Origin of the sequence: Lachnoclostridium sp. An169, assembly GCF_002160525.1 — a bacterium.
GTDB lineage: Bacteria > Bacillota > Clostridia > Lachnospirales > Lachnospiraceae > Mediterraneibacter > Mediterraneibacter cottocaccae.
Window position 1 is genome coordinate 187,139 of sequence record NZ_NFKT01000001.1, and the last position, 19,763, is coordinate 206,901.

Below are 19,763 nucleotides of genomic sequence, written 5' to 3' on the forward strand. Positions count from 1 at the left end.
AAGGGGAAAAACGGAGTATAATAGTCGGGAATGCGGATCGGAAGAAGGCAGAAAGCCGGAACAGACGGGCTGCATCCCGGTCCGGGAAAAGTTACTTAGGAGGCTGTTATGATACGATTTGGAAAAAAAGCAGCGGCCGTCGCAGCGTTTTCCGTCATGGCGTCCATGGCGTTTACCGGCTGCAGCGGTTCGATTAATTCAGATGAAGTCGTGGCGACTGTAGGTGGGGAGGAGATGACTCTCGGAGTAGCGAATTTCTATGCGAGATTCACCCAGGGGCAGTATGAGACTTATCTTGCCGGCATGATGGGAACTACGGCGGAAGAGATGTGGGCGCAGGATGCCGGGGACGGTTCGACCTATGAGGAGTCCACAAAGGACGGTATTATGGAGAACCTGGAAAATATGTATCTGATTTCCCAGCATGCGGGAGAGTACGGCGTCTCCCTGACCGATGAGGATGAGGAGGCCATTGCAGCCGCTGCAGAACAGTTTGACGCGGATAATTCCGAAGAGGTGAAAGAGACTGTATCCGGCTACCGCAAGGATGTGGAGAAGGTTCTTGAGCTTCTGACGATTCAGAGCAAGATGTATGATCCCATGAGAGAGGGAGTTGATGAGGAAGTTTCCGATGAGGAGGCGGCGCAGAAGAGCATGCAGTATGTGTTCTTCTCCTACACGACAACCGATGATTCCGGAGCCAGCGTGCAGCTGACTGACGAGGAAAAAGAAGCGCTGCTCTCCACAGCACAGTCATTTTCTGACCGGGCGGCAGCAGGGGAAGACATGGAAGCACTTGCATCGGAGATGGGAGTTGAGGTGCAGACCGGAACCTTTGATTCGGACAGTACAACTCCGAATGCCGATCTGATTGCGGCGGCGGATGCGCTGACAGCGGAAGGAGAGGTTACGGCTCCGGTTGAGACCGACAACGGAATCTATGTGGCAAAACTGACAAGCCTTCTTGACCGGGAGGCGACTGACGCGGAGAAGGAAACCATAGTAGAACAGCGCCGGAGCGATCAGTACAATTCCCTTCTGGAAGAGTGGAGGGATGCTGCGGATATCAAGGTGAAGGAAAGAGTCTGGAAGAAGGTGGACTTCACCTACCAGGGAATCACCATCACCACTCCGTCAGAGGAGGATACGTCGTCGGATAGTGGCACAGACGGTGCTGCGGACAACAGTACAGACGGGACAGCAGAAGAATAAAAAAACAGCCTGGCATCTTCGATGAGATGCCGGGCTGTTTTTTTAGAATATTCTGAATCCGGATATTTTAAATATATTCCAGTTTTTCAAAATAGTGCATGAGGATATCCGCACAGTTCTCCACGCCGAGCTGGGACGTGTCAATGATCATGTGATAGTCGTTCACATCCCCCCAGGTCTTCCCGGTGTGCTCGTAATAGTAGGAAGCTCTCTCTTCATCAGTCTTTTCCACTTTTTCCTTCGCCTCGTCATAGCTCAGGCTGTCCTTCTCCATGATCCTGCGGATCCGGTCCTCCTTGTCCGCGCACACGAAGATATTCAGTACGTTCATCCGGTCTTTGAGGATGTCGGATGCGCACCGGCCAAGGATGATACAGGGCTTCTCCGCCAGTTTGCGGATGGCTTCCGCCTCGCTCTCATACATGTGGTCCGAGAGCTGCTCCTCGATATACGCTTTGTCATATACAGGGATGTCAAGCCGTTCGGAAAGCTCTTTTGCGATAATGCTGGCGCCCGTTCCGAAACGGCGGCTCATCGTGATAACTAATTTCATAAGAACTCCTCCTTCGTAGATGTAAAATCACTGAACTTCCGGTGTCCGGCAGAAAAGAAAGCCGGACAATCCGTTCGGTGCAGAGTATCTTTATTATAACACTTCCTGGGCGATTTGTCTGCTGAGAGATTTCAATTCTTCCATCTGTGCGTCCTTCAGGGAAGACTTGACCGTAACAGCGCCGTCCAGGACTGTCATTCCCTTCATCTCCCCGAGTTTGGATGTGATCAGCTTCGTGGACTGGGGAGCCCAGGAGCCGTTGCCGAGAACTGCCACCGTGCGGTTCTTAAGAGCCAGGGCCTTCATATCTTCCAGGAAATTATCCATCAGAGGATAGATGCCGTTGTTGTATGTAGGAGCTGCAAGAACGATGTGGCTGTACTTGAAGCTGTCGGAGATCAGTTCGGACACATGGGTTTTGGAGATGTTGTGCATGCAGATGTTCTTCACTCCTGCCTCGGAGAGCATCATGGCAAATACTTCCGCCATATTCTCCGTGTTGCCGTACATGGAAGCGTATGCGATCATGACGCCTTTTTCCTCCGGCTCGTATTTGCTCCAGATATCGTATTTCCCGATGATGTAGTCCAGATTGTTTCTCCAGATCACGCCGTGAAGCGGGCAGATGATCTGAATGTCAAGGGAAGCGGCTTTCTTCAACACATTCTGTACCTGCATTCCGTATTTTCCTACGATGTTTGTATAATAGCGGCGCGCTTCGTCCAGCCAGTCGCGGTCAAAGTCTACCTCGTCGTTGAAGATTCCGCCGTTTAACGCCTTGAAGGAGCCGAAACCGTCGGCAGAGAAGAGCACCTTGTCCGTCTCGTCATAGGTCATCATGACTTCCGGCCAGTGTACCATGGGCGCCATGACGAAATGCAGGGTGTGCTTTCCGGTGGAGAATGTGTCTCCTTCTTTGACGGTAACCATCTTTCCCTCCAGGTCAAAATCAAAGAACTGGCTGATCATGGGGAACGTCTTGGCGTTTCCGATCAGCTTCATATCCGGGTAGCGCAGAACCAGGTCGCCGATCATGGCACAGTGGTCCGGCTCCATATGGTTTACAACGAGGTAGTCCAGTGTGCGTCCGCCGAGAACGGCCTGTACATTCTCAAGGAACTGTCTTCCCACAGCATAGTCCGCCGCGTCAAAGAGAACAGTCTTCTCATCCATCAGCAGATAGGAGTTGTAGGAGACGCCGTCCCTTAACGGAAAGATATTCTCGAACAGCTCCAACCGGCGGTCGTTGGCGCCGACCCAGTACAGAGCATCGGTTACTTTTCTAAAACAATACATCAGATATTCCTCCTTTGGATTCCATTATGTATGGTGAATACTATTTCGACGTATCTATTCTATACACAAAAGTAAATTTTGGCAAGTTAAGACTTGATTTTTCCCGGAAATGCCTTGTTTTTTTCTCTGTACAGAAGCAAAATAATCTAGTATGCTTGTAGGGAAGCAAATGATTCAGAAGAAAAATCTGAAAAGTCTGTCTTTAAAAACATCGGAATAAAAACAGGAAATGGAGGAGATTACACATGTTGTTTATCTGTTATCCCAGATGCAGTACGTGCAAAAAGGCGCAGAAGTGGCTGGATGAAAAGGAAATCAGCTATGAGCTGCGCGATATCAAACAGGAGAACCCGTCAGCGGAGGAGATCAGTGCCTGGCATGAGAAAAGCGCTCTGCCGCTGAAAAAATTTTTCAATACCAGCGGGAATCTCTACAAAGAGATGAAATTAAAGGACCGTCTTCCGCAGATGAGCGAGGAGGAGCAGCTGCAGCTGCTCGGCACGGACGGGATGCTTGTGAAGCGCCCGCTGCTCATCGACGGAGATACGGTCCTGGTGGGATTCAGGGAAAAAGAGTGGGAGGAGAGGCTCCTTTGACGGGAGTTACTGGTCCCCGATACTGATATTCCCGTATTCTGTTGTAAATGTAATCGATTTTCCGGAGGACTCTTCTCTCTCGAAGAAGGGTTCTCCGTCTTCGTCCCGGAGAATGCGTCCCGGAACGCTCACGGGGAGGGAGATATCCCCGTACTCGGTGGAAAGACGGTAGGAATAGTCTGCCGCGCCGTCGGAGAGAATCAGGGAGATGTCCCCGTATTCGCTGGTCCCGTTTAATGTCTGAAGCCCGGAAGCCTCCAGGTCAAAATTCCCATACTCCAGCTCGATGTCCGCGTCTTTCACGGTCATCTTCCTGAGCGTGCAGTTTCCGTATTCACTGGAAAGAACCAGGGTATCTGCGGTGGTTTCCCGGATATCTGTATCACCGGATCCGAGATCCAGGGAAAGGGTTCCGAAGGTGGATCCGCTTAAGGTGAGATCCCCGTAATCCATATGGATGTCTGCAGCTTTCGCCGAGAGGGCGCTGCAGGAAAAATCACCGTAACTGCTTGTGATCTCCAGGTCGGAAAGAACGCTTCCTTCCGGCAGATAGAGGCGGACGCGGGGATTCGCATCTCTGGAGAAGATATCGGTGCCGAAGAGGAACACACCGCCGCGGGAGCGGGACTGCTGCGTCAGGACCAGTCTGCCGCCGGACACCTCCCAGGAAGGTTCCTGCCCGGACCCGTCCAGGAGATATTCCAGATAACAGTTTCCGTCATCCGAGGAAAGAATCTGGATGTCGGCAGAGCAGGACAGATCCATCTCTGCCGCAGAGAAGGGATCGATCTGTGTTTTCTCAAGAATATACGGTTCTTCCGAGCGGGAGGCAGGCTGAAATCCTTCGGATGAGATGAGGATGCCCGGGACGCCTCCGCAGAGCGCGCCCGCTCCGGCGAGGAGCAGCCCGGCTCCCATACAGGAGAGAGATACGGTAAGGATCAATTTACTTCTGAGCTTCATTTTGGCGGCCTCCTTTCGTGATTCTGCCTAAGAGTACGGAAAGCTTCCGGATAATCCAGCGGAACAGGGCGACTGCTCCCCAGGTCAGAAGAATGCCTGCGCCCAGGAAGAAGAGCCCGAATCCGATATTGCACAGTCCGTCGGCAAAAGATGTAAAGAGGAGAACCCCGCCTCCGACAACCGAGAGGACTGCTCCTGCCACGATGGAAGCCGCTGCGATGACAAGAGAGAGCACGACGGCAAGTGCGGTAATTCCCAGGACTGCTGTGACGATCACGAGAACCAGCGCCAGGGGAAGGACGATGGGGGAGGCACACACGCCGAGGATGCCGATCCAGACGGCGGACAGTCCCCGCTTTACGGTTTTCGGAGGTTCGGATACGGTCTGTTCGGCCAGATCCATGACAAGACCGCGGGCTGCCTCCTGGGGCGGGCCCAGATCCTGAATGGCCTGCTGTTCGTTTTCCGCACCTGCATCTTCAAAATATTCTTCGAAATACTCCATGGCTTTTTTGTAGTCTTCTTTCGGGAGCCTTCGCAGTTCCCGGGAAAGTTCGCTCATGTATTCAGTTCTGTTCAATGCTGTCCCCTCCTTTTACAATGTCATCGATGATAAATTTGTATTCTTCCCATTCCCTGAGAAGCTCCTGCTGTCTTGCGCACCCTGTTTCGGTGATCCGGTAATATCTGCGGTTCCTGCCCTGGTACTGTTCGTCGTAAGTGACGACCAGGCCCTGTTCCTGGAGGCGCCTGAGCACCGGGTAGAGAGTGGAGTCCCTGGCGGACGCCGCCCGCCTGATGATCTGGCTGATCTGGTAGCCGTAGGCGTCTCCCTCAGCGATAACAGAAAGCACGAGAAAGTCCAGCATGGGGCCGTTGAGTGTGAATGTCATGGTCTTCATCCTTTCTGCAGCATCAGATAGATAAAATTGCTGTATATGTGTTTCTTAAACATATTATATTTTATATAATATGTATTGTCAACATATATGTGGGGAAATTATGTATCGGTGCCGGTTTTATTACCTGTCCTGCCGTGGCAGCCGGATACTGATTCGGGTATCTGTTTAATTTCTTCCCCGCAACCCTGGAAAACATGATAAAATGTGAGTGTCCGGATCCTGGACGGGAGATGGAACCGCGGGAATGGCAACGGAACTGCGGGAATGGCAACGGAACCATGAGAACGGCAATGGAACAGGTGACGTGACGGAAAGGCAGGATGGTTGATTCAGGAGGGTGATATTTATATGGAAGAAAGATACAGTGCGCAGAAGGTAATTGACGAGGTGGAGAAGGCGGTTGTCGGAAAGACTGACGTGCTCACAAAGATTATGATGGCAGTGCTGGCAGGAGGCCATGTGCTGATTGAAGATATACCGGGAACGGGAAAGACGACGATGGCTCTGGCCTTTTCCAAAGCCATGCAGCTGGAGGAGAAGCGGGTGCAGTTTACCCCGGATGTGCTTCCGGCGGATCTCACCGGATTTACCGTGTACCAGAAGGAGACCGGGGAGTTTGCCTATCAGCCGGGAGCGGTTATGTGCAACCTGCTTCTGGCGGATGAGATCAACCGGACGTCTCCAAAGACCCAGTCTGCCCTGCTCGAGGTAATGGAGGAACAGCAGGTTACGGTGGACGGCGTCACAAGGCGGACAGGCAGGCCGTTCATCGTGATCGCTACGGAGAACCCGGCGGGATCGGCGGGAACCCAGCTCCTCCCGGAGTCCCAGCTGGACCGGTTTATGATCTGTGTCAGCATGGGATATCCCACGGTGGAGGAAGAGATGGAGATCCTGAAGAGGAATCAGAACGGAAGGACCGATGAGGAGGTCTATCCGGTGATCAATGCCCAAATGCTTCTGGAGATGCAGAGAGAGGTGAGGGGAATCTTCGTGCATGAGAGGATTTTCCGGTATATTGCCGAACTGGCGAAAGCCACCCGGGAGAATGAGTGGACGGAGCTGGGGTTAAGTCCCAGGGGAACGGTGGCGCTGACTGCCATGGCGAAGGCGTGCGCTTACCTGAAAGGACGGCAGTTTGTAATCCCTGCAGATGTAGCCGAGGTATTTCCCTGTGTGGCAACCCACAGGCTGTTTCTGACCATGAAAGCAAAAGTGGGGCATATCCAGGTCTCCGAGCTGGTCCGCCGGATACTGGAAGACGTGCCGGTCCCGTCGGACAGGACAAGGCGGCAGTGACATGGCGGGGCGGATTGCGGGGTACGTTCTTGTACTCCTTTTGACGGGATATCTTTTCTTTATGTACAATGATACCGTGCTCTCGGGCATTCTCATTTTCATCGTCCTCTATCTGCCGCTCTCCCTGGGCTATCTTCTGGCGATACAAAGGAAGATGGAGGTTCATGCCTCGAGAGTCCCTGCCATGGGAGAACAGGGAAAACAGATCCGGGCGGGAATCACGGTGAAAAACCGGGGCAGGTTTTCCGGGGCACGCTACTGCATTTCTGTGGTGGTCAGAAATACACGGACCGGGAGAAAGGAAACATGCCGGTTCCGGGGGAGCGTCGGCGCGGGATGCGAGGAGACTGTATGGTGCGGCTTTTCCTCAAAGTACTGCGGAAATATGGAAATAACGGTGAAGAGTGTCTGTATTTATGATTTTCTCGGTATCTTCTGTATCCGGAAAAAGCTGAAAGAAAAGGCAACGGTGAAGATTATGCCGTCCTTTGAGATCATGCCTCTGGAGATCACGAAAAAGACCCGGGATTTCCAGGCGGATGCGGATGAGTATTCCGGGGAGAAAAAGGGAGACGATCCCGCCGAGATCTACCAGGTGAGGGAATACCGGCTGCATGACTCCATGCGTGACGTGCACTGGAAATTAAGCGCCAAGGAAGATGAACTGATGGTGAAAGAGCGGGGGTTCCCGCTGGGATGCGTGGTGCTGGTGTGGATTGATCTGGCGGAAAAGGACAGCTCTCCGGAAGGCTTTTCCAGAGCCCTTGAGACGGCTGCATCTCTGTCGGTTACTCTGGCGGAGGAGAAGTGTATCCACCTGGCGGCATGGTATGAGGAAAAGGAGATGCGGGTGGTCAGCAGGAGAGTCCGGGATGAGGAGAGCGCCTATGAGATGATCTGGCGCCTGATGGAGGCAAAGCCCTACAGGGACGCGGAAAAGAAGCAGATCTGTTTTGAGGAGGCGTTTAAAGGACACAATTTCAGCAGCGTGGTAACCATTGACGGAAAAGGAGTTCTCAGAAAAGACGGGGAAATTCCGGAACTGTTAAGGCTGTAAGGGGGACAAAGATGAGCAGAAAATCCGGCATTAAAATCGAGAAAGACAGCGGCAGAAAAAAGAGGAAGAGCGGGAGCGTGCTCCTGGGACTGCTCCGGTTTCTGTGCGTGCTTCTGGCAGCTTTTGCCTGGTGGAATGCCTTTCTGTCAGTATTCCCTGCGGGAATCGGGAAAGTTTCACTTTTCACAGCTCTGACAGGGGTCATCCTGGTCCTTATTGCGCTGAATCTTCTGAAATGGAAATGGAGAATTCCGGCGATGCTAGTCCTTCTGTGGGCGGCAGCTTTCCCGGGAAGAGCGCTTTTTTCCGACCTGGCTGTACAGATTGCCTCGGAAGTCTCTTTCGCCGTGTCTTCCGGCACTGCAGGAGTGACGGGAAGCTTCTACCGGGAGGGGGATTCCGTGAGAATGGGGATAGCTGCGGCTTTGGCCTTTGCCCCTGTCCTGGAACTGTGGATTCTGGCGCAGAAAAGCGGAAGAGGAAAGATCCTTTCGGGGATTCTGATGACAGTGCCCTTTCTTGCGGCTGCATGTGCAGGTTTTTTCCCGGAGCCGGCCGCGTCCTGGCTGCTCCTTCTTGCAGAAGGGGGATACTTTGCCTGCAGGACGGATGACAGGACAGCAGGAACGGCTGTTGCGAAGACAGCCGTGACGGGAAAACCTGGGGCAAAGGCATCAGCGGCAGGGACAGCGTGGATGATGGCAGCGGGCGCTCTTGTGCTCCTCGGAGCGGCTGCCCTTCTGTCATCCCGGATGGGAGCTCTGCTCGACCGGAATCGGGAAGTGCCGGGCGGATATTACCAGACAGCAAGAACATTCCTTACAACGGAACTGGTGGGGGCAGTGGAAGAGATGCTGTACGGTCCGGAAGAACAGCGGCAGGAGCAGCAGACCGAACCGGAGCCGGAAGAGGAGGAGCCGACCCCGGAAGAGGAACAGCCGGATCCGGCGGATGCTTTGCAGCAGGAACCGGAGACCGCGGATGAGGGGGAAGATCTGCCCTCTACGGATTTTACCGGGCAGAGCAGTACTTCCGGGAGCAGTATGGAGCATCTCAGGGACCTGAAGGAATATGTGCCTTCTGACGCGGTTCTCCCCATCGAAATTACTATGGAAGAAAGACCTGCGGAAACGGTGTATTACCCTGTACGTTACGGTCTGGAGTACCGTGGGGACTCCTGGGAGGAGATTACAGAGGAAGATCTCAGCTTAAGACCCTCTTCCTCTGCGTGGGGCGCGTATCTGGACAGGTGCCGTACTGAGCCGGAAGGGCTGGATCAGCTTTCCGCTCTCTGTGAAGGATGGAGGGGGCTGTCTGCAGATGAAGTGTCCTCCCGGATAGACCGGGCATTTTCAGAACTGGCAGTATATGACACCCGTCCCGGTGCTGTGCCGGACGGTCAGGATTTTGTGGAATATTTCCTCTTTGAAAACCACCGGGGATTCTGTGTACACTTTGCCTCCGCGGCCACCCTGCTCTACCGGATGAGCGGATATACCGCAGCATACGTGGAAGGGTATGCGGTGCCGCCCTCGGCCTTTGCGCCTGCGGAGGACGGCACCGGGTATACGGCGCGGGTGGACGGGACCATGGGGCACGCCTGGTGTCAGACCTTTGATGAAAATACTTCGGAGTGGACCGTGCGGGAGCACACCCCGGCATCTTCCGACGCCCCGGCGGGAACAGACCGACAGGGGAACGGGGCAGTTGCAGCCGCTCTTTGCAGCCGGGTGGAAGAGATCCTGCCGGCTGTGGGAACTGCCGTGGCAGCAGTTCTTGTACTTGCCGCAGCAGTGGCGCTTCAGGCTGCGTTTCGCAGAAAGAGAAAAGACCGGATCTTCCGTGGAAAAAATGCGGAAAAAGGCATTGCGGCCATGTATCGGGACATCTGCCGGACAGCCGTCCGGCAGGGCATGGCTCCGGCAGATCCATACGGGGAAGAAGCGCCTGCCCTCCTTGCCGGTTCTTTCCCTATCCTTAGTGCGGAGGAATGGGAATGGCTCTGCAGCTGTGCGGTGAGAGATCTGTTCTATCATCTGGAAGACCCCTTTTCGGACCGCACGGAGATGTACCGCCTGTACACCCGCTTCATCCGGGATATATACGCCGGCCTCACTCCCTGGAAGCGCTTCCTGTATAAATATATCTATATAGAATAGAAATGTATACGTGTATACAACTCGAAAATTAAATTCTTTGATTCCCCATTGAACAAGGAAAGCAATAATGCTATAATTCATAGTAGCGTCTTTTTGCCTTTTCTGGCAGGGACAAGTATTTTGAGTAGGTGACGGACTTTGAAGAATAAGATCAAGCGTTTTGCAAAAGGAGATTTTCATATCCCCCAGCCGGAGATCATTTTTCCGGAAACGCATATCACCATGCGGGTCGGGGAGGGAGAAGAATACAGAGGAAGCTTTTCGCTTCAGAATCAGGGGGAGGGCACGATCCGCGGTCTGGTCTATCCCTCGTCTTACCGTGTACACTGTGATGAGCAGGGGTTTGACGGCAACCCGGTGAATATCTACTATACATATGACGGCACCGGGCTGGTTCCCGGACATGTGGAGCACGGAAAGTTTACCATTGTCTGCAACGGCGGGGAATTTGACATCGCCTTTACGGCTGTTATCGAGAAGCCTTATGTCATGACCAGCTACGGAAAAGTTCAGAGCCTGGAAGATTTCAAGAAGCTTTCTTTCCGGGACGGGGCAGAGGGAGTCAAGCTTTTCCGCTCCAGAGATTTCTACGAGATATTAAAATATGAAGATAAACGGATCCAGGCGCTCTACGACAACATGCGCAAGTGGGAACTGGACCAGCATGCCCTTGAGGAATTCCTTGTGGGATGCAAGCAGAAGGAAAAGATATTCCTCACGTTGGAGGAGGAGAGCCGGGCTTTCATGTCGCTTACGGAGGCCCGCAAAGAGACTTTTACGATCAAGAAGAACACCTGGGGGTATCTGGAGATCGACGTGCGCACGGAGGGCGATTTTCTCACTGTGGAGCACACGCGGATTACCACCGAGGAATTTATCGGCAATTCCTACCGCCTGGAATATTTTATCACTGTAGAAAAGCTGCACAGGGGCAGTAATTTCGGGCAGATCATTCTGGAGACTCCATATGAGACACTGACCTATGAGGTGGTCGTGGAGAAGGATGTGAACCGGGATGAAGACCACAGTGCCAACGACCGGGAATTTGCCGGAATTATCAGAAATTATCTGAAATATGAAGGCGGAAAGATGGATCTGCAGTCCTGGACCGAGGAGGCGCTGCGGCGGATTACCCATCTGCGGGAGGCGGATGAGAACAATGAGTATTATCTGCTTGTCCACGCCCACATCTGCCTGATCGGCGGACGGATGGAGGAGGCAAAGTGGATCCTCGAGTCCTATAATTACAACCGTTTTGCTATCGGCAAAGACGTGGAGCTGAGTTCCTACTATCTCTATCTGACCACACTCCTGAGCAACGATACGATCGGGCAGCGCAGGGTTGCCGAGGAACTTTCCCGCTCCTTTATGAAGCATCCGGACAGCTGGAGAATCCTCTGTATGCTGGTGGAAGTGGATTCGGAGTACAAGATCTACAGCGAGAGGCTGCGCGCTCTGGAGAAACAGTTCTATGAGGACCGCTCCAGAAGTATCTGGTTCTATCTGCAGGCATTCCGCTGCTTTAGGGAGAAGAGTTCTTCCCTGAAAAAACTGGGAATGTTCGAGGTGCGGGTTCTGCTTTTTGCCGTGAAATACAAGCTGATGACAAGGGAGCTGGCTCTCTATACAGCGAATCTTGCCAGCCAGATGAAACAGTTTGATCCTCATCTTTACGATGTGCTTGTGCGCTCCTATGAGATGTATAACGAGTCCATGATTCTCACAGCGATCTGTACGCTTCTGATCAAGGGGAACTGCATGGACACCTGCTATTTTAAGTGGTATGAAAAGGCGGTGGAGTCCGAACTGAAGATCGCCCAGCTTTATGAATACTATATGGCATCCGTACAGCCGGACCGGTTCCACAAGCCGCTCCCCAGATCGGTTTATCTCTATTTCATGCACGGAAATACACTGGATTACCACAAATGTGCATTTCTGTATGCAAACCTTATCACATATGAGGATGAGACAAGCGAGATCTATGCCCACTACCGGGATGAGATGGAGGCGTTTGCCTGGAACCAGCTTGACCGCCGCAACGTGGACGAGCAGCTTCGGATCATCTACAAGAGATTCCTCTCCGAGTCGTCTATGAACAGCGAGAGAGTGAAAGCGCTGTATGATATCTGTCATGCGTACTGGATCACTACAAAAGTGCCCAATATGAAGTATGTACACGTGATCTCCGAGGAGGGAACAGTGACCCAGAAAGCGCCGTACACGGAGAACGGCGCGCGGGTATTCCTGTACTCCAAGACGGACCGCCTTGTGTGGGAGGCCAGGGACGGCAGACATTATACGGACTCCATCCCCTATGAGAGCAAGCGACTATTCTATGAACTGCGGTATATGGACATGTGCAGGAAATATATCAACACGGTCCGCAGAAACCGCGCCCAGGAGGAAGAGGAAGAGCTTACCCTGGAAGTTGTCCGCAGAAAGGGACTTGAGAACTTCCCGGAGGAGGAGATCTTCGGCCTCTGCAGCAGGACGATCCGGGAGAACAATTATGAGAATGACGATTTCCTGACATATATCTGCTTTGATCTGTTTAAGAAGAAGCAGTACGACAAGGTGATTCTGACTTACCTGGCAAACTACTACTGCGGAGCAACACTTGAGATGAAGGAACTCTGGAGAGAGGCCCGGGATTATGAGGTCCATACCCATAAGCTGACCGAGCGGATCCTCACCCAGATGCTCTTCTCCGAGGAACTCTTCCAGGAGGCCCAGGTCTTTGAAGAATACTATGCAGAAGGCGCCTATTTCCGGCTCCAGGAAGCGTATCTTGCCTACGTTTCCAGGGAGTATGTGGTGGAGGAACGCAGGATCGGGCGCAGTGTGATCGACATTATCTGCCGGGAGTACGAGAAGGGAGAGAATACGATCGACATCTGCAAGCTTGCGGTGCTGAAATATTATTCCACCAGGGAGTACAGCTCCCAGACCCGGAAAACGCTGAAGAAATTCCTTCAGGAGCTGTGCGGCAAGCAGATCTATTTTCCGTTCTTCCTCGCCTATGAGAAGGACTGGCTGATCGAGCTGCAGCTCTGGGACAAGACCCTGATCGAGTATAAGGGGCAGAAGGGAAGCAGGGTTATGCTTTACTATCAGCTCCAGAAAGGCGGCAGGGAACAGGCGGACTACTCCACCGAGGTGCTCACACCGATGTATGAGAACCTCTATGTCAAGAAATTTGTGCTTTTCGCCAACGAGAAGCTGAAATACTATTTTAAAGAGACCATTGACGGGAATTCCTACCGCAGCGACAAGGAGACCTGCGTCCGTGAGGTTATGCCGGGCGAACAGGGACGGTATGGACGGATCAATGACATTATTCTGGAAAAGAATGAGAAAGAACGCGAAAAGAAGATGCGGGACTATGCCTTTGAGGACGCTGCGGCAGCCCACATGTTCGTGCAGTATTAATTTGTGCAGTTTTAAGGAGGTTCCTTTTCATGGGACAGGGCAGTATAATCGGATACGAGATAAATGACAAGACATGCCAGATCAGTTACTACAACGACCAGCAGATGGAGCCGGATACACTGGAAGTGGATGCGGACAATTACCAGATCCCGCTGATTATCGGAAAACTCCGGGACACATGGGCGTACGGGAAAGAGGCGAGACGCCTTGTCTCGATCAAAGAGGGATTTACGGTGACAAGGCTTTTAAGCAAGAGTCTTGCCGGCGACAAGATTGATTTCGGCGAGGAGTCCTACGATGCGGTATGGCTTCTCTCCCAGTTTATTCAGATGTCCCTCCAGCCGTTTCCGGAGATCGAGGGAATCGTGTTTACCGTGCCTTCCCTGACGGAGGAACTGGCGCAGATGCTCCGGGGGATTGCGGTGCGCATGAAGATCGACAAGCGGCATATTTTCATACAGGATTACAAGGAGAGCTTCTGCAACTATCTTTTCTACCAGCCAAAAGAACTCTGGCAGTATGACGCTGCCCTGTTCTGCTGTGACAGAAATGAGATCAAAGCCTACATGCTGCGAAGGTTAAAACCCGGGCTGGGCGGCGGAAAGACCACATTTGTGACAGTGGATGAAGTGGCGAGCGCACACATGAAGGAACTTGCCATGGTCTATCCCGTGCTCAACGAGGACAAGGCGAAGGAAGCGGACGCCATGTTCTGCAAATTCATCGAGAGCGTCTTTGACAAGCGCATTGTCTCCTCGGTGTTCCTGACCGGGGAGGGCTTTGAAAACAACTGGTATCCCAAATCCCTGCGGGTCATCTGCAACGGGCGCAGGGCTTTTATCGGAAATAATCTGTACAGCAAGGGGGCCTGCTACACGGCGTACCGGAAGCTGTACATGCACATCGAGAACCCGGTCTATCTCTCGGAGGACAAGCTGACGGATCAGATTACCGTGAACATGAGGGTGGACGGACAGGAAATGTGGTACCCGATCGTGTCCTGGGGCGCCCACTGGTACGAGTCCAACAATCAGTGGGAGGTGATCCTGGAGGATGTGGAGGATATCGAATTCCACGTGGAATCCCTGATTCAGGGGACGGTGCGGACGGAGACCATCTCCCTGGACCATTTCCCGAAACGGGCGGAGTATTCCATGCGGCTTCAGATCGAGACGCTGTTCCTGGATGAAAAGACCTGCAAGATCACGGTCCGTGATGTGGGATTCGGCGATTTCTTTATGGCTACGGATTTCCAGGCGGAGAAGATTATTCACTTAGGAGGAAACGATGGGAAGTTTAATTCTTTGTCATGACAGACATGCCACACATCCCTATGAGATTACAAGGATCCACTGCCGGATATTTACAATCGAAGAGCTTTGCTACTATCTGTGCAACAATCTGTACCTGATCGACTATACGATTATGAACGAGCAGCTCTGCACATGGCTTGACGAGGAACTGGGAATGACCGATCTGGCGAATGCGCTGCGGGATGTCCTGCGCCTGCGGGGGTCGGTGGAGAAATTCGTGCTGACCATCCTCAAATCCTCCCGGATCTACAGGGAGCCGGAGATGATCCGTATCCAGAACGTCCTGGAGCATCTGAAGAACCAGAAGGATATCGAGCGCCAGAAGTACAAGGGCGACAATCTTCTGGAGAGCGGCGAGGTGGAGGAAGCGATCCTTGTGTATCAGGCGATCTTAAACCAGGAGAAGGACGAGAGCGTGGATGAGAAGTTCTACGGCAAGATCTATGCCTGCCTGGGAGCCGCTTACGGAAGGCTGTTTCTGTACCAGGAGGCTGCCCGCATGTATGACCGGGCTTACCAGATCTGCGGGGACAAGGCGCTGCTCAAACCTTATCTCTACGCCTCATACAAGTATATGTCAATGGAGGAGTATCACATCCTGATCACGAAACAGGATGATTATATGGAAGTGAATGCACGGATGAGGCAGGAACTGGATGAGATCCGGAAGAATCTGCAGACAGAGCCGGACCCGTCACTGCTGGAAAAATGGAAGCGGCAGCACAGAAGAAACCACAACTGAAATGTGTTTGACAGATACGCTTCTGCGTGGTAGAATACAACGGTAACTTTACCGTAGTACAGTGACTCATTGGTAGAGAAAAAAAGTATGGCCGGAGAGATACGGCAGTGGAGGGCAATATGAAGAAGAAATTTGTAAGCGTATTACTTTGTGCAGCACTTGCAGCAACTGTGTTTGCAGGCTGCGGTTCCGACAATAATGCAGCGACGGCGGACCAGGGCAAGGCGTCAGATAACGCCGGCGCGGCGGATGACAGCACAGACGACAGCGATATGGCGTATGTGAAGGACAAGGGAACTCTGATCGTGGGAATCACGAATTTTGAGCCTATGGATTACAAGGATGAGAACGGTGAATGGATCGGTTTTGACGCGGATATGGCGAAAGCATTTGCAGAGAGCCTTGGCGTTGAGGCAGAGTTTGTGGAGATCGACTGGGACAACAAGATCCTGGAACTGGATGCAAAATCCATAGACTGCGTGTGGAACGGCATGACCCTGACTGCTGAGGTGACGGCATCCATGGAGTGCACCAACGCTTATCTGAACAACCAGCAGATCGTAATCGTTCCGTCGGATGTGGCGGACCAGTACCAGACAGTGGAGAGCTTAAGCGGACTGAATTTTGCCGTTGAGGCGGGAAGCGCAGGAGAAGAGGCAGTACAGGAACTCGGACTGAACTACACACCGGTGACCGCGCAGTCCGATGCTCTGATGGAAGTTGCCGCAGGAACATCCGATGCTGCGGTGATCGATTCCCTGATGGCTTCCGCCATGGTAGGCGAGGGGACCGGATATGCTGACCTTACATATACGGTAGGCCTGAGCAACGAAGAGTACGGCGTCGGTTTCCGCAAAGGTTCCGATCTTGCAGAAGCTCTGAACACGTTCTTTACAGAGAGCTATGCGGACGGAACGATGCAGGAGACTGCCGAGACATACGGGGTAACGGCAGCACTGATTGAACAGTAGGCGGTAAGATTCATTATGGAACTATTTATTGAGCAGTTTCCGATTGTCATTCATTCTCTGAATATCGGATTCATCCAGACATTAAAACTGTTTTTTGTAACCCTTCTGGGAGCGATCCCGCTGGGGCTTCTGATCGCGTTCGGATCCATGTCCAGATTCCGGCCGGTCAGCTATCTGATGAAGATCATTGTATGGATCATCAGGGGAACTCCCCTGATGATTCAGCTTCTGATCATTTACTATTTCCCGGGGCTGGTGCTCAACGTAACCCTCTGGGTGGGCGAGGAAGGACGTTTCCTTGCCGCTTCCATCGGATTTATCTTTAACTATGCCTGCTATTTCTCGGAGATTTACCGGGGCGGGATCCAGGGAGTACCCCATGGACAGGAGGAGGCAGGGCTTGTGCTTGGCATGACGAAGAGCCAGATCTTTTTCCGGGTTACGCTGCTTCAGATGATCAAGCGCATTGTTCCGCCCATGTCCAACGAGATTATCACGCTGGTCAAGGATACCTCTCTTGCGCGTATCATCGCGCTCCAGGAGATTATCTGGGCCGGGCAGTCCTTCATGAAGGGATCCCAGGGAATTTCAGGGGCAATCTGGCCGCTGTTCTTTACCGCCGTGTACTATCTGATCTTCAACGGCATCCTTACGGTACTGCTTGGCAGACTTGAAAAGAAACTGGATTATTTCCGATAGGAGGTGGACGACATGGCGATTCTGGAAGTCGAACATTTAAGCAAAAGCTTTGAACAGACAGAAGTCTTAAAAGATATAACATTTTCTCTGGAAAAGGGACATGTGCTGTCCATCATCGGATCTTCGGGAAGCGGGAAGACCACTCTGCTCCGGTGCCTGAATTTTCTGGAGAATCCGGGAGGAGGAGTGATCCGGGTAAACGGGGAGACCCTGTTTGACGCGGCAGATCCCTCCACCATGCAGGAGAGCCAGATCCGCAAAAAGCGGCTTCATTTCGGTCTGGTGTTCCAGTCCTTTAACCTGTTTCCACAGTATACGGCGCTTGGGAATGTGATGCTGGCAAAAGAGCTCCTTGCCAAGGCGCAGCCGGATTACAAAGCGCGGAAAAAGGAGATCCACGGGGAGATACAGGCGGAGGCGGAGGATCTGCTGCGGCAGATGGGCCTTGCGGACCGGATGAACAACTATCCCCACCAGCTTTCCGGCGGACAGTGCCAGCGGGTGGCGATCGCCCGTGCGCTTGCGCTCCGTCCGGATATCCTCTGCTTCGATGAGCCTACATCGGCTCTGGACCCGGAGCTGACAGGAGAAGTGCTCAAAGTAATCCGCGGGCTGGCGGACGAGGAGACGACGATGATTATCGTCACGCATGAGATGGCATTTGCACGGGATGTGTCCAGCCAGGTGATCTTTATGGATGACGGGCGCATTCTCGAACACGGCACGCCGTCGGAAGTCTTTGAACATCCGAAGGAGGAGCGGACGAAACAGTTCCTTTCCCGGTTTACACAGGGATAATTCTGACCGGAGGTTCCAAAGACAGTATGTTGTTCCAAAGACAGCATTTGATACAAAAACGATAAGAAAATTAGAAAAAATGCGACTATATATAAGAAGAGGTTATATATGTGCCGCGAATAAAATAATAAGCAGAAAAAGATACGCGGCAGAGGGATTGTTGATTTTCCCTCTGCCTTATATTATAATCGAATGTGCAGAATACTCGACGATATTCAAAGAAGAAGAGAAAGGCAGTAAGGTGTAAGAATTGCATGAATGATTTTGAAAAGATTTCCACGGGACTCGGCGAGGAATGCGGGGTCTTCGGGGCTTATGACATGGACGGGCATGATGTGGCCCCGTCGATTTATTATGGTCTGTTTGCCCTGCAGCACCGCGGTCAGGAGAGCTGCGGCATCGCTGTGACAGACACAAACGGGCAGCGGAAAGTGATCTCACGCAAAGGTCTGGGACTGGTAAACGAGGTGTTCAGTGAGGAGACGCTTTCCGAGCTGAAAGGGAATCTGGGAGTCGGCCACGTGCGTTATTCCACAGCGGGGGGAACCCGGGCGGAGAATGCCCAGCCCCTTGTCATCAACTACGTGAAAGGGACGCTTGCCATCGCACATAACGGTAATCTGGTCAACGCCATTGAACTGCGCCGGGAACTGGAATATACCGGGGCGATCTTCCAGACGACCATCGATTCCGAGGTGATCGCGTACCACATCGCAAGAGAGCGGCTCAACACCCCGAAGGCGGAGGATGCGGTGAAAAATGCGATGCGCAAGATCAAGGGGGCATATGCCCTTGTTGTCAGCAGTCCGAGAAAGATGATCGGCGCGAGAGATCCCTTCGGACTGAAGCCTCTGTGCATCGGAAAGAGGGACAATACCTGGTTCCTGGCGTCCGAGAGCTGCGCGATTGCGGCAGTGGATGCGGAGTTTGTCCGGGATGTGAGACCGGGAGAGATTGTCACTATTACAAAGGAAGGGATTACCTCGGACATGTCCATGGCGCTTCCGGCGGAAAAAGAGGCGAGATGTATATTTGAATACATTTATTTCGCCAGAATGGACAGCACCATCGACGGAGTGAATGTTTACCATTCCCGGATCCTTGCAGGAAAGGCTCTGGCCAGATCCTATCCGGTTGAGGCGGACCTTGTCGTAGGCGTGCCGGATTCCGGTCTGGTGGCTGCAAGAGGATATTCGGAGGAGTCCGGCATCCCCGGCGGTATGGCATTTCACAAGAACAGCTATGTCGGGCGTACTTTCATCAAGCCGAAGCAGAGCGACCGGGAATCCAGCGTCAGGATCAAGCTGAACGTGATACCGGAGGTTGTGAGAGGGAAGCGGATCGTCATGGTGGATGACTCCATTGTGAGAGGAACGACCTGTGCCAACATTATCCGCATGCTGAAAAAGGCAGGGGCCACGGAGGTCCATGTGCGGATCAGCTCGCCGCCGTTTCTGCATCCCTGCTATTTCGGAACTGACGTACCCTCCAACGAACAGCTTATCGCCCATTCCCACACAACGGAGGAGATCCGGAAGATGATCGGGGCGGACTCTCTGGGATACATGGAGATCAGCAAGCTCAAAGACATGGTAGGCGACCTGCATTACTGTGACGCATGTTTTACCGGAAACTACCCCATGGAAGTCCCCGGCAGAGACATCAGCCACGCATTTGAGTAGAGCACCTGGCGAGGTCTCTTCAAGCTTAGGGAGCGGATGCTACCCTGAAAGGCACTTGATGCCCAACATTCAGAAAAGGAGAAAGAATT

The 19,763-nt window shown here is 52.8% G+C and carries 17 protein-coding genes; 12 read left to right on the forward strand and 5 right to left on the reverse strand.

Going from position 1 to position 19,763, the window contains the following annotated elements:
- Nucleotides 1–108: 108 nt before the first annotated feature.
- Nucleotides 109–1,212: a peptidyl-prolyl cis-trans isomerase gene (locus B5F07_RS00855; protein ID WP_087159383.1), complete on the forward strand. Its 1,104-nt coding sequence runs from the start codon at nucleotides 109–111 to the stop codon at nucleotides 1,210–1,212.
- Nucleotides 1,213–1,279: 67 nt separating this feature from the next.
- Here B5F07_RS00855 and B5F07_RS00860 read toward each other — a convergent pair whose 3' ends face one another.
- Both B5F07_RS00860 and B5F07_RS00865 read right to left on the reverse strand, forming a co-directional pair.
- Nucleotides 1,280–1,765 carry a cytidylate kinase-like family protein gene (locus tag B5F07_RS00860; RefSeq protein ID WP_087159384.1) on the reverse strand — a complete coding sequence of 162 codons (486 nt, stop codon included), beginning with the start codon at nucleotides 1,763–1,765 and terminating at the stop codon, nucleotides 1,280–1,282.
- Nucleotides 1,766–1,858: 93 nt separating this feature from the next.
- A complete protein-coding gene (locus B5F07_RS00865) occupies nucleotides 1,859–3,061 on the reverse strand; it encodes an FprA family A-type flavoprotein (RefSeq protein WP_087159385.1) in 1,203 nt (400 codons plus the stop codon).
- 245 nt (nucleotides 3,062–3,306) lie between these two features.
- Here B5F07_RS00865 and B5F07_RS00870 point away from each other — a divergent pair, with 245 nt between their 5' ends.
- On the forward strand, nucleotides 3,307–3,657 hold the full coding sequence (locus B5F07_RS00870) for an arsenate reductase family protein (protein WP_087159386.1): 351 nt from the start codon (nucleotides 3,307–3,309) through the stop codon (nucleotides 3,655–3,657).
- Nucleotides 3,658–3,663: 6 nt separating this feature from the next.
- Here the strand turns inward: B5F07_RS00870 and B5F07_RS00875 are convergent, their stop codons facing one another.
- Genes B5F07_RS00875 through B5F07_RS00885 form a run of 3 tightly spaced genes read right to left on the reverse strand, consistent with a single transcriptional unit; the run spans nucleotide 3,664 to nucleotide 5,513 of the window.
- Nucleotides 3,664–4,620, reverse strand: a complete 957-nt coding sequence (locus B5F07_RS00875; RefSeq protein WP_087159387.1) for a DUF4097 family beta strand repeat-containing protein — start codon at nucleotides 4,618–4,620, stop codon at nucleotides 3,664–3,666.
- Nucleotides 4,604–5,200, reverse strand: a complete 597-nt coding sequence (locus B5F07_RS00880) for a DUF1700 domain-containing protein (RefSeq protein ID WP_087159388.1) — start codon at nucleotides 5,198–5,200, stop codon at nucleotides 4,604–4,606. The genes B5F07_RS00875 and B5F07_RS00880 overlap by 17 nt, the downstream gene beginning before the upstream one ends.
- Complete coding sequence (locus B5F07_RS00885) at nucleotides 5,187–5,513, reverse strand: PadR family transcriptional regulator (protein ID WP_191404789.1); 327 nt, start codon at nucleotides 5,511–5,513, stop codon at nucleotides 5,187–5,189. Before B5F07_RS00885 ends, B5F07_RS00880 begins: the two co-directional genes overlap by 14 nt.
- Nucleotides 5,514–5,870: 357 nt before the next feature.
- Between B5F07_RS00885 and B5F07_RS00890 the strand changes: the two genes are divergently transcribed.
- The 10 genes from B5F07_RS00890 (at nucleotide 5,871) to purF (ending at nucleotide 19,674) form a co-directional block, all read left to right on the forward strand.
- On the forward strand, nucleotides 5,871–6,821 hold the full coding sequence (locus B5F07_RS00890) for an AAA family ATPase (RefSeq protein WP_087159390.1): 951 nt from the start codon (nucleotides 5,871–5,873) through the stop codon (nucleotides 6,819–6,821).
- A gap of 1 nt (nucleotide 6,822) precedes the next feature.
- Nucleotides 6,823–7,878 carry a DUF58 domain-containing protein gene (locus B5F07_RS00895; RefSeq protein WP_087159391.1) on the forward strand — a complete coding sequence of 352 codons (1,056 nt, stop codon included), beginning with the start codon at nucleotides 6,823–6,825 and terminating at the stop codon, nucleotides 7,876–7,878.
- Between the two features lie 11 nt (nucleotides 7,879–7,889).
- The gene (locus tag B5F07_RS00900) at nucleotides 7,890–10,037 is read left to right on the forward strand and encodes a transglutaminase-like domain-containing protein (protein WP_087159392.1); all 2,148 of its coding nucleotides are present in this window, start codon (nucleotides 7,890–7,892) and stop codon (nucleotides 10,035–10,037) included.
- A gap of 138 nt (nucleotides 10,038–10,175) precedes the next feature.
- Nucleotides 10,176–13,469 carry a DUF5717 family protein gene (locus B5F07_RS00905; RefSeq protein WP_087159393.1) on the forward strand — a complete coding sequence of 1,098 codons (3,294 nt, stop codon included), beginning with the start codon at nucleotides 10,176–10,178 and terminating at the stop codon, nucleotides 13,467–13,469.
- A 29-nt stretch (nucleotides 13,470–13,498) separates the two neighbouring features.
- On the forward strand, nucleotides 13,499–14,782 hold the full coding sequence (locus B5F07_RS00910; protein ID WP_087159394.1) for a DUF5716 family protein: 1,284 nt from the start codon (nucleotides 13,499–13,501) through the stop codon (nucleotides 14,780–14,782).
- On the forward strand, nucleotides 14,757–15,524 hold the full coding sequence (locus tag B5F07_RS00915) for a hypothetical protein (RefSeq protein WP_087159395.1): 768 nt from the start codon (nucleotides 14,757–14,759) through the stop codon (nucleotides 15,522–15,524). Before B5F07_RS00910 ends, B5F07_RS00915 begins: the two co-directional genes overlap by 26 nt.
- 119 nt (nucleotides 15,525–15,643) lie before the next feature.
- Complete coding sequence (locus tag B5F07_RS00920; protein ID WP_087159396.1) at nucleotides 15,644–16,495, forward strand: transporter substrate-binding domain-containing protein; 852 nt, start codon at nucleotides 15,644–15,646, stop codon at nucleotides 16,493–16,495.
- A 15-nt stretch (nucleotides 16,496–16,510) separates the two neighbouring features.
- Nucleotides 16,511–17,194, forward strand: a complete 684-nt coding sequence (locus B5F07_RS00925) for an amino acid ABC transporter permease (RefSeq protein ID WP_087159397.1) — start codon at nucleotides 16,511–16,513, stop codon at nucleotides 17,192–17,194.
- A gap of 12 nt (nucleotides 17,195–17,206) precedes the next feature.
- Nucleotides 17,207–17,992, forward strand: a complete 786-nt coding sequence (locus tag B5F07_RS00930; RefSeq protein ID WP_087159398.1) for an amino acid ABC transporter ATP-binding protein — start codon at nucleotides 17,207–17,209, stop codon at nucleotides 17,990–17,992.
- Nucleotides 17,993–18,246: 254 nt separating this feature from the next.
- Entirely contained in the window at nucleotides 18,247–19,674 is a 1,428-nt protein-coding gene (purF, locus tag B5F07_RS00935) for an amidophosphoribosyltransferase (protein ID WP_087159399.1), read from the forward strand.
- Nucleotides 19,675–19,763: the final 89 nt, after the last annotated feature.

What these genes read in the sequence shown, in the direction of transcription:
- B5F07_RS00855 (WP_087159383.1), top strand. Translation starts at nt 109, where the DNA reads ATGATACGATTTGGAAAAAAAGCAGCGGCCGTCGCAGCGTTTTCCGTC.
- B5F07_RS00860 (WP_087159384.1), bottom strand. Translation starts at nt 1,765, where the DNA reads ATGAAATTAGTTATCACGATGAGCCGCCGTTTCGGAACGGGCGCCAGC.
- B5F07_RS00865 (WP_087159385.1), bottom strand. Translation starts at nt 3,061, where the DNA reads ATGTATTGTTTTAGAAAAGTAACCGATGCTCTGTACTGGGTCGGCGCC.
- B5F07_RS00870 (WP_087159386.1), top strand. Translation starts at nt 3,307, where the DNA reads ATGTTGTTTATCTGTTATCCCAGATGCAGTACGTGCAAAAAGGCGCAG.
- B5F07_RS00875 (WP_087159387.1), bottom strand. Translation starts at nt 4,620, where the DNA reads ATGAAGCTCAGAAGTAAATTGATCCTTACCGTATCTCTCTCCTGTATG.
- B5F07_RS00885 (WP_191404789.1), bottom strand. Translation starts at nt 5,513, where the DNA reads ATGACATTCACACTCAACGGCCCCATGCTGGACTTTCTCGTGCTTTCT.
- B5F07_RS00890 (WP_087159390.1), top strand. Translation starts at nt 5,871, where the DNA reads ATGGAAGAAAGATACAGTGCGCAGAAGGTAATTGACGAGGTGGAGAAG.
- B5F07_RS00895 (WP_087159391.1), top strand. Translation starts at nt 6,823, where the DNA reads ATGGCGGGGCGGATTGCGGGGTACGTTCTTGTACTCCTTTTGACGGGA.
- B5F07_RS00900 (WP_087159392.1), top strand. Translation starts at nt 7,890, where the DNA reads ATGAGCAGAAAATCCGGCATTAAAATCGAGAAAGACAGCGGCAGAAAA.
- B5F07_RS00910 (WP_087159394.1), top strand. Translation starts at nt 13,499, where the DNA reads ATGGGACAGGGCAGTATAATCGGATACGAGATAAATGACAAGACATGC.
- B5F07_RS00915 (WP_087159395.1), top strand. Translation starts at nt 14,757, where the DNA reads ATGGGAAGTTTAATTCTTTGTCATGACAGACATGCCACACATCCCTAT.
- B5F07_RS00920 (WP_087159396.1), top strand. Translation starts at nt 15,644, where the DNA reads ATGAAGAAGAAATTTGTAAGCGTATTACTTTGTGCAGCACTTGCAGCA.
- B5F07_RS00925 (WP_087159397.1), top strand. Translation starts at nt 16,511, where the DNA reads ATGGAACTATTTATTGAGCAGTTTCCGATTGTCATTCATTCTCTGAAT.
- B5F07_RS00930 (WP_087159398.1), top strand. Translation starts at nt 17,207, where the DNA reads ATGGCGATTCTGGAAGTCGAACATTTAAGCAAAAGCTTTGAACAGACA.
- purF (WP_087159399.1), top strand. Translation starts at nt 18,247, where the DNA reads ATGAATGATTTTGAAAAGATTTCCACGGGACTCGGCGAGGAATGCGGG.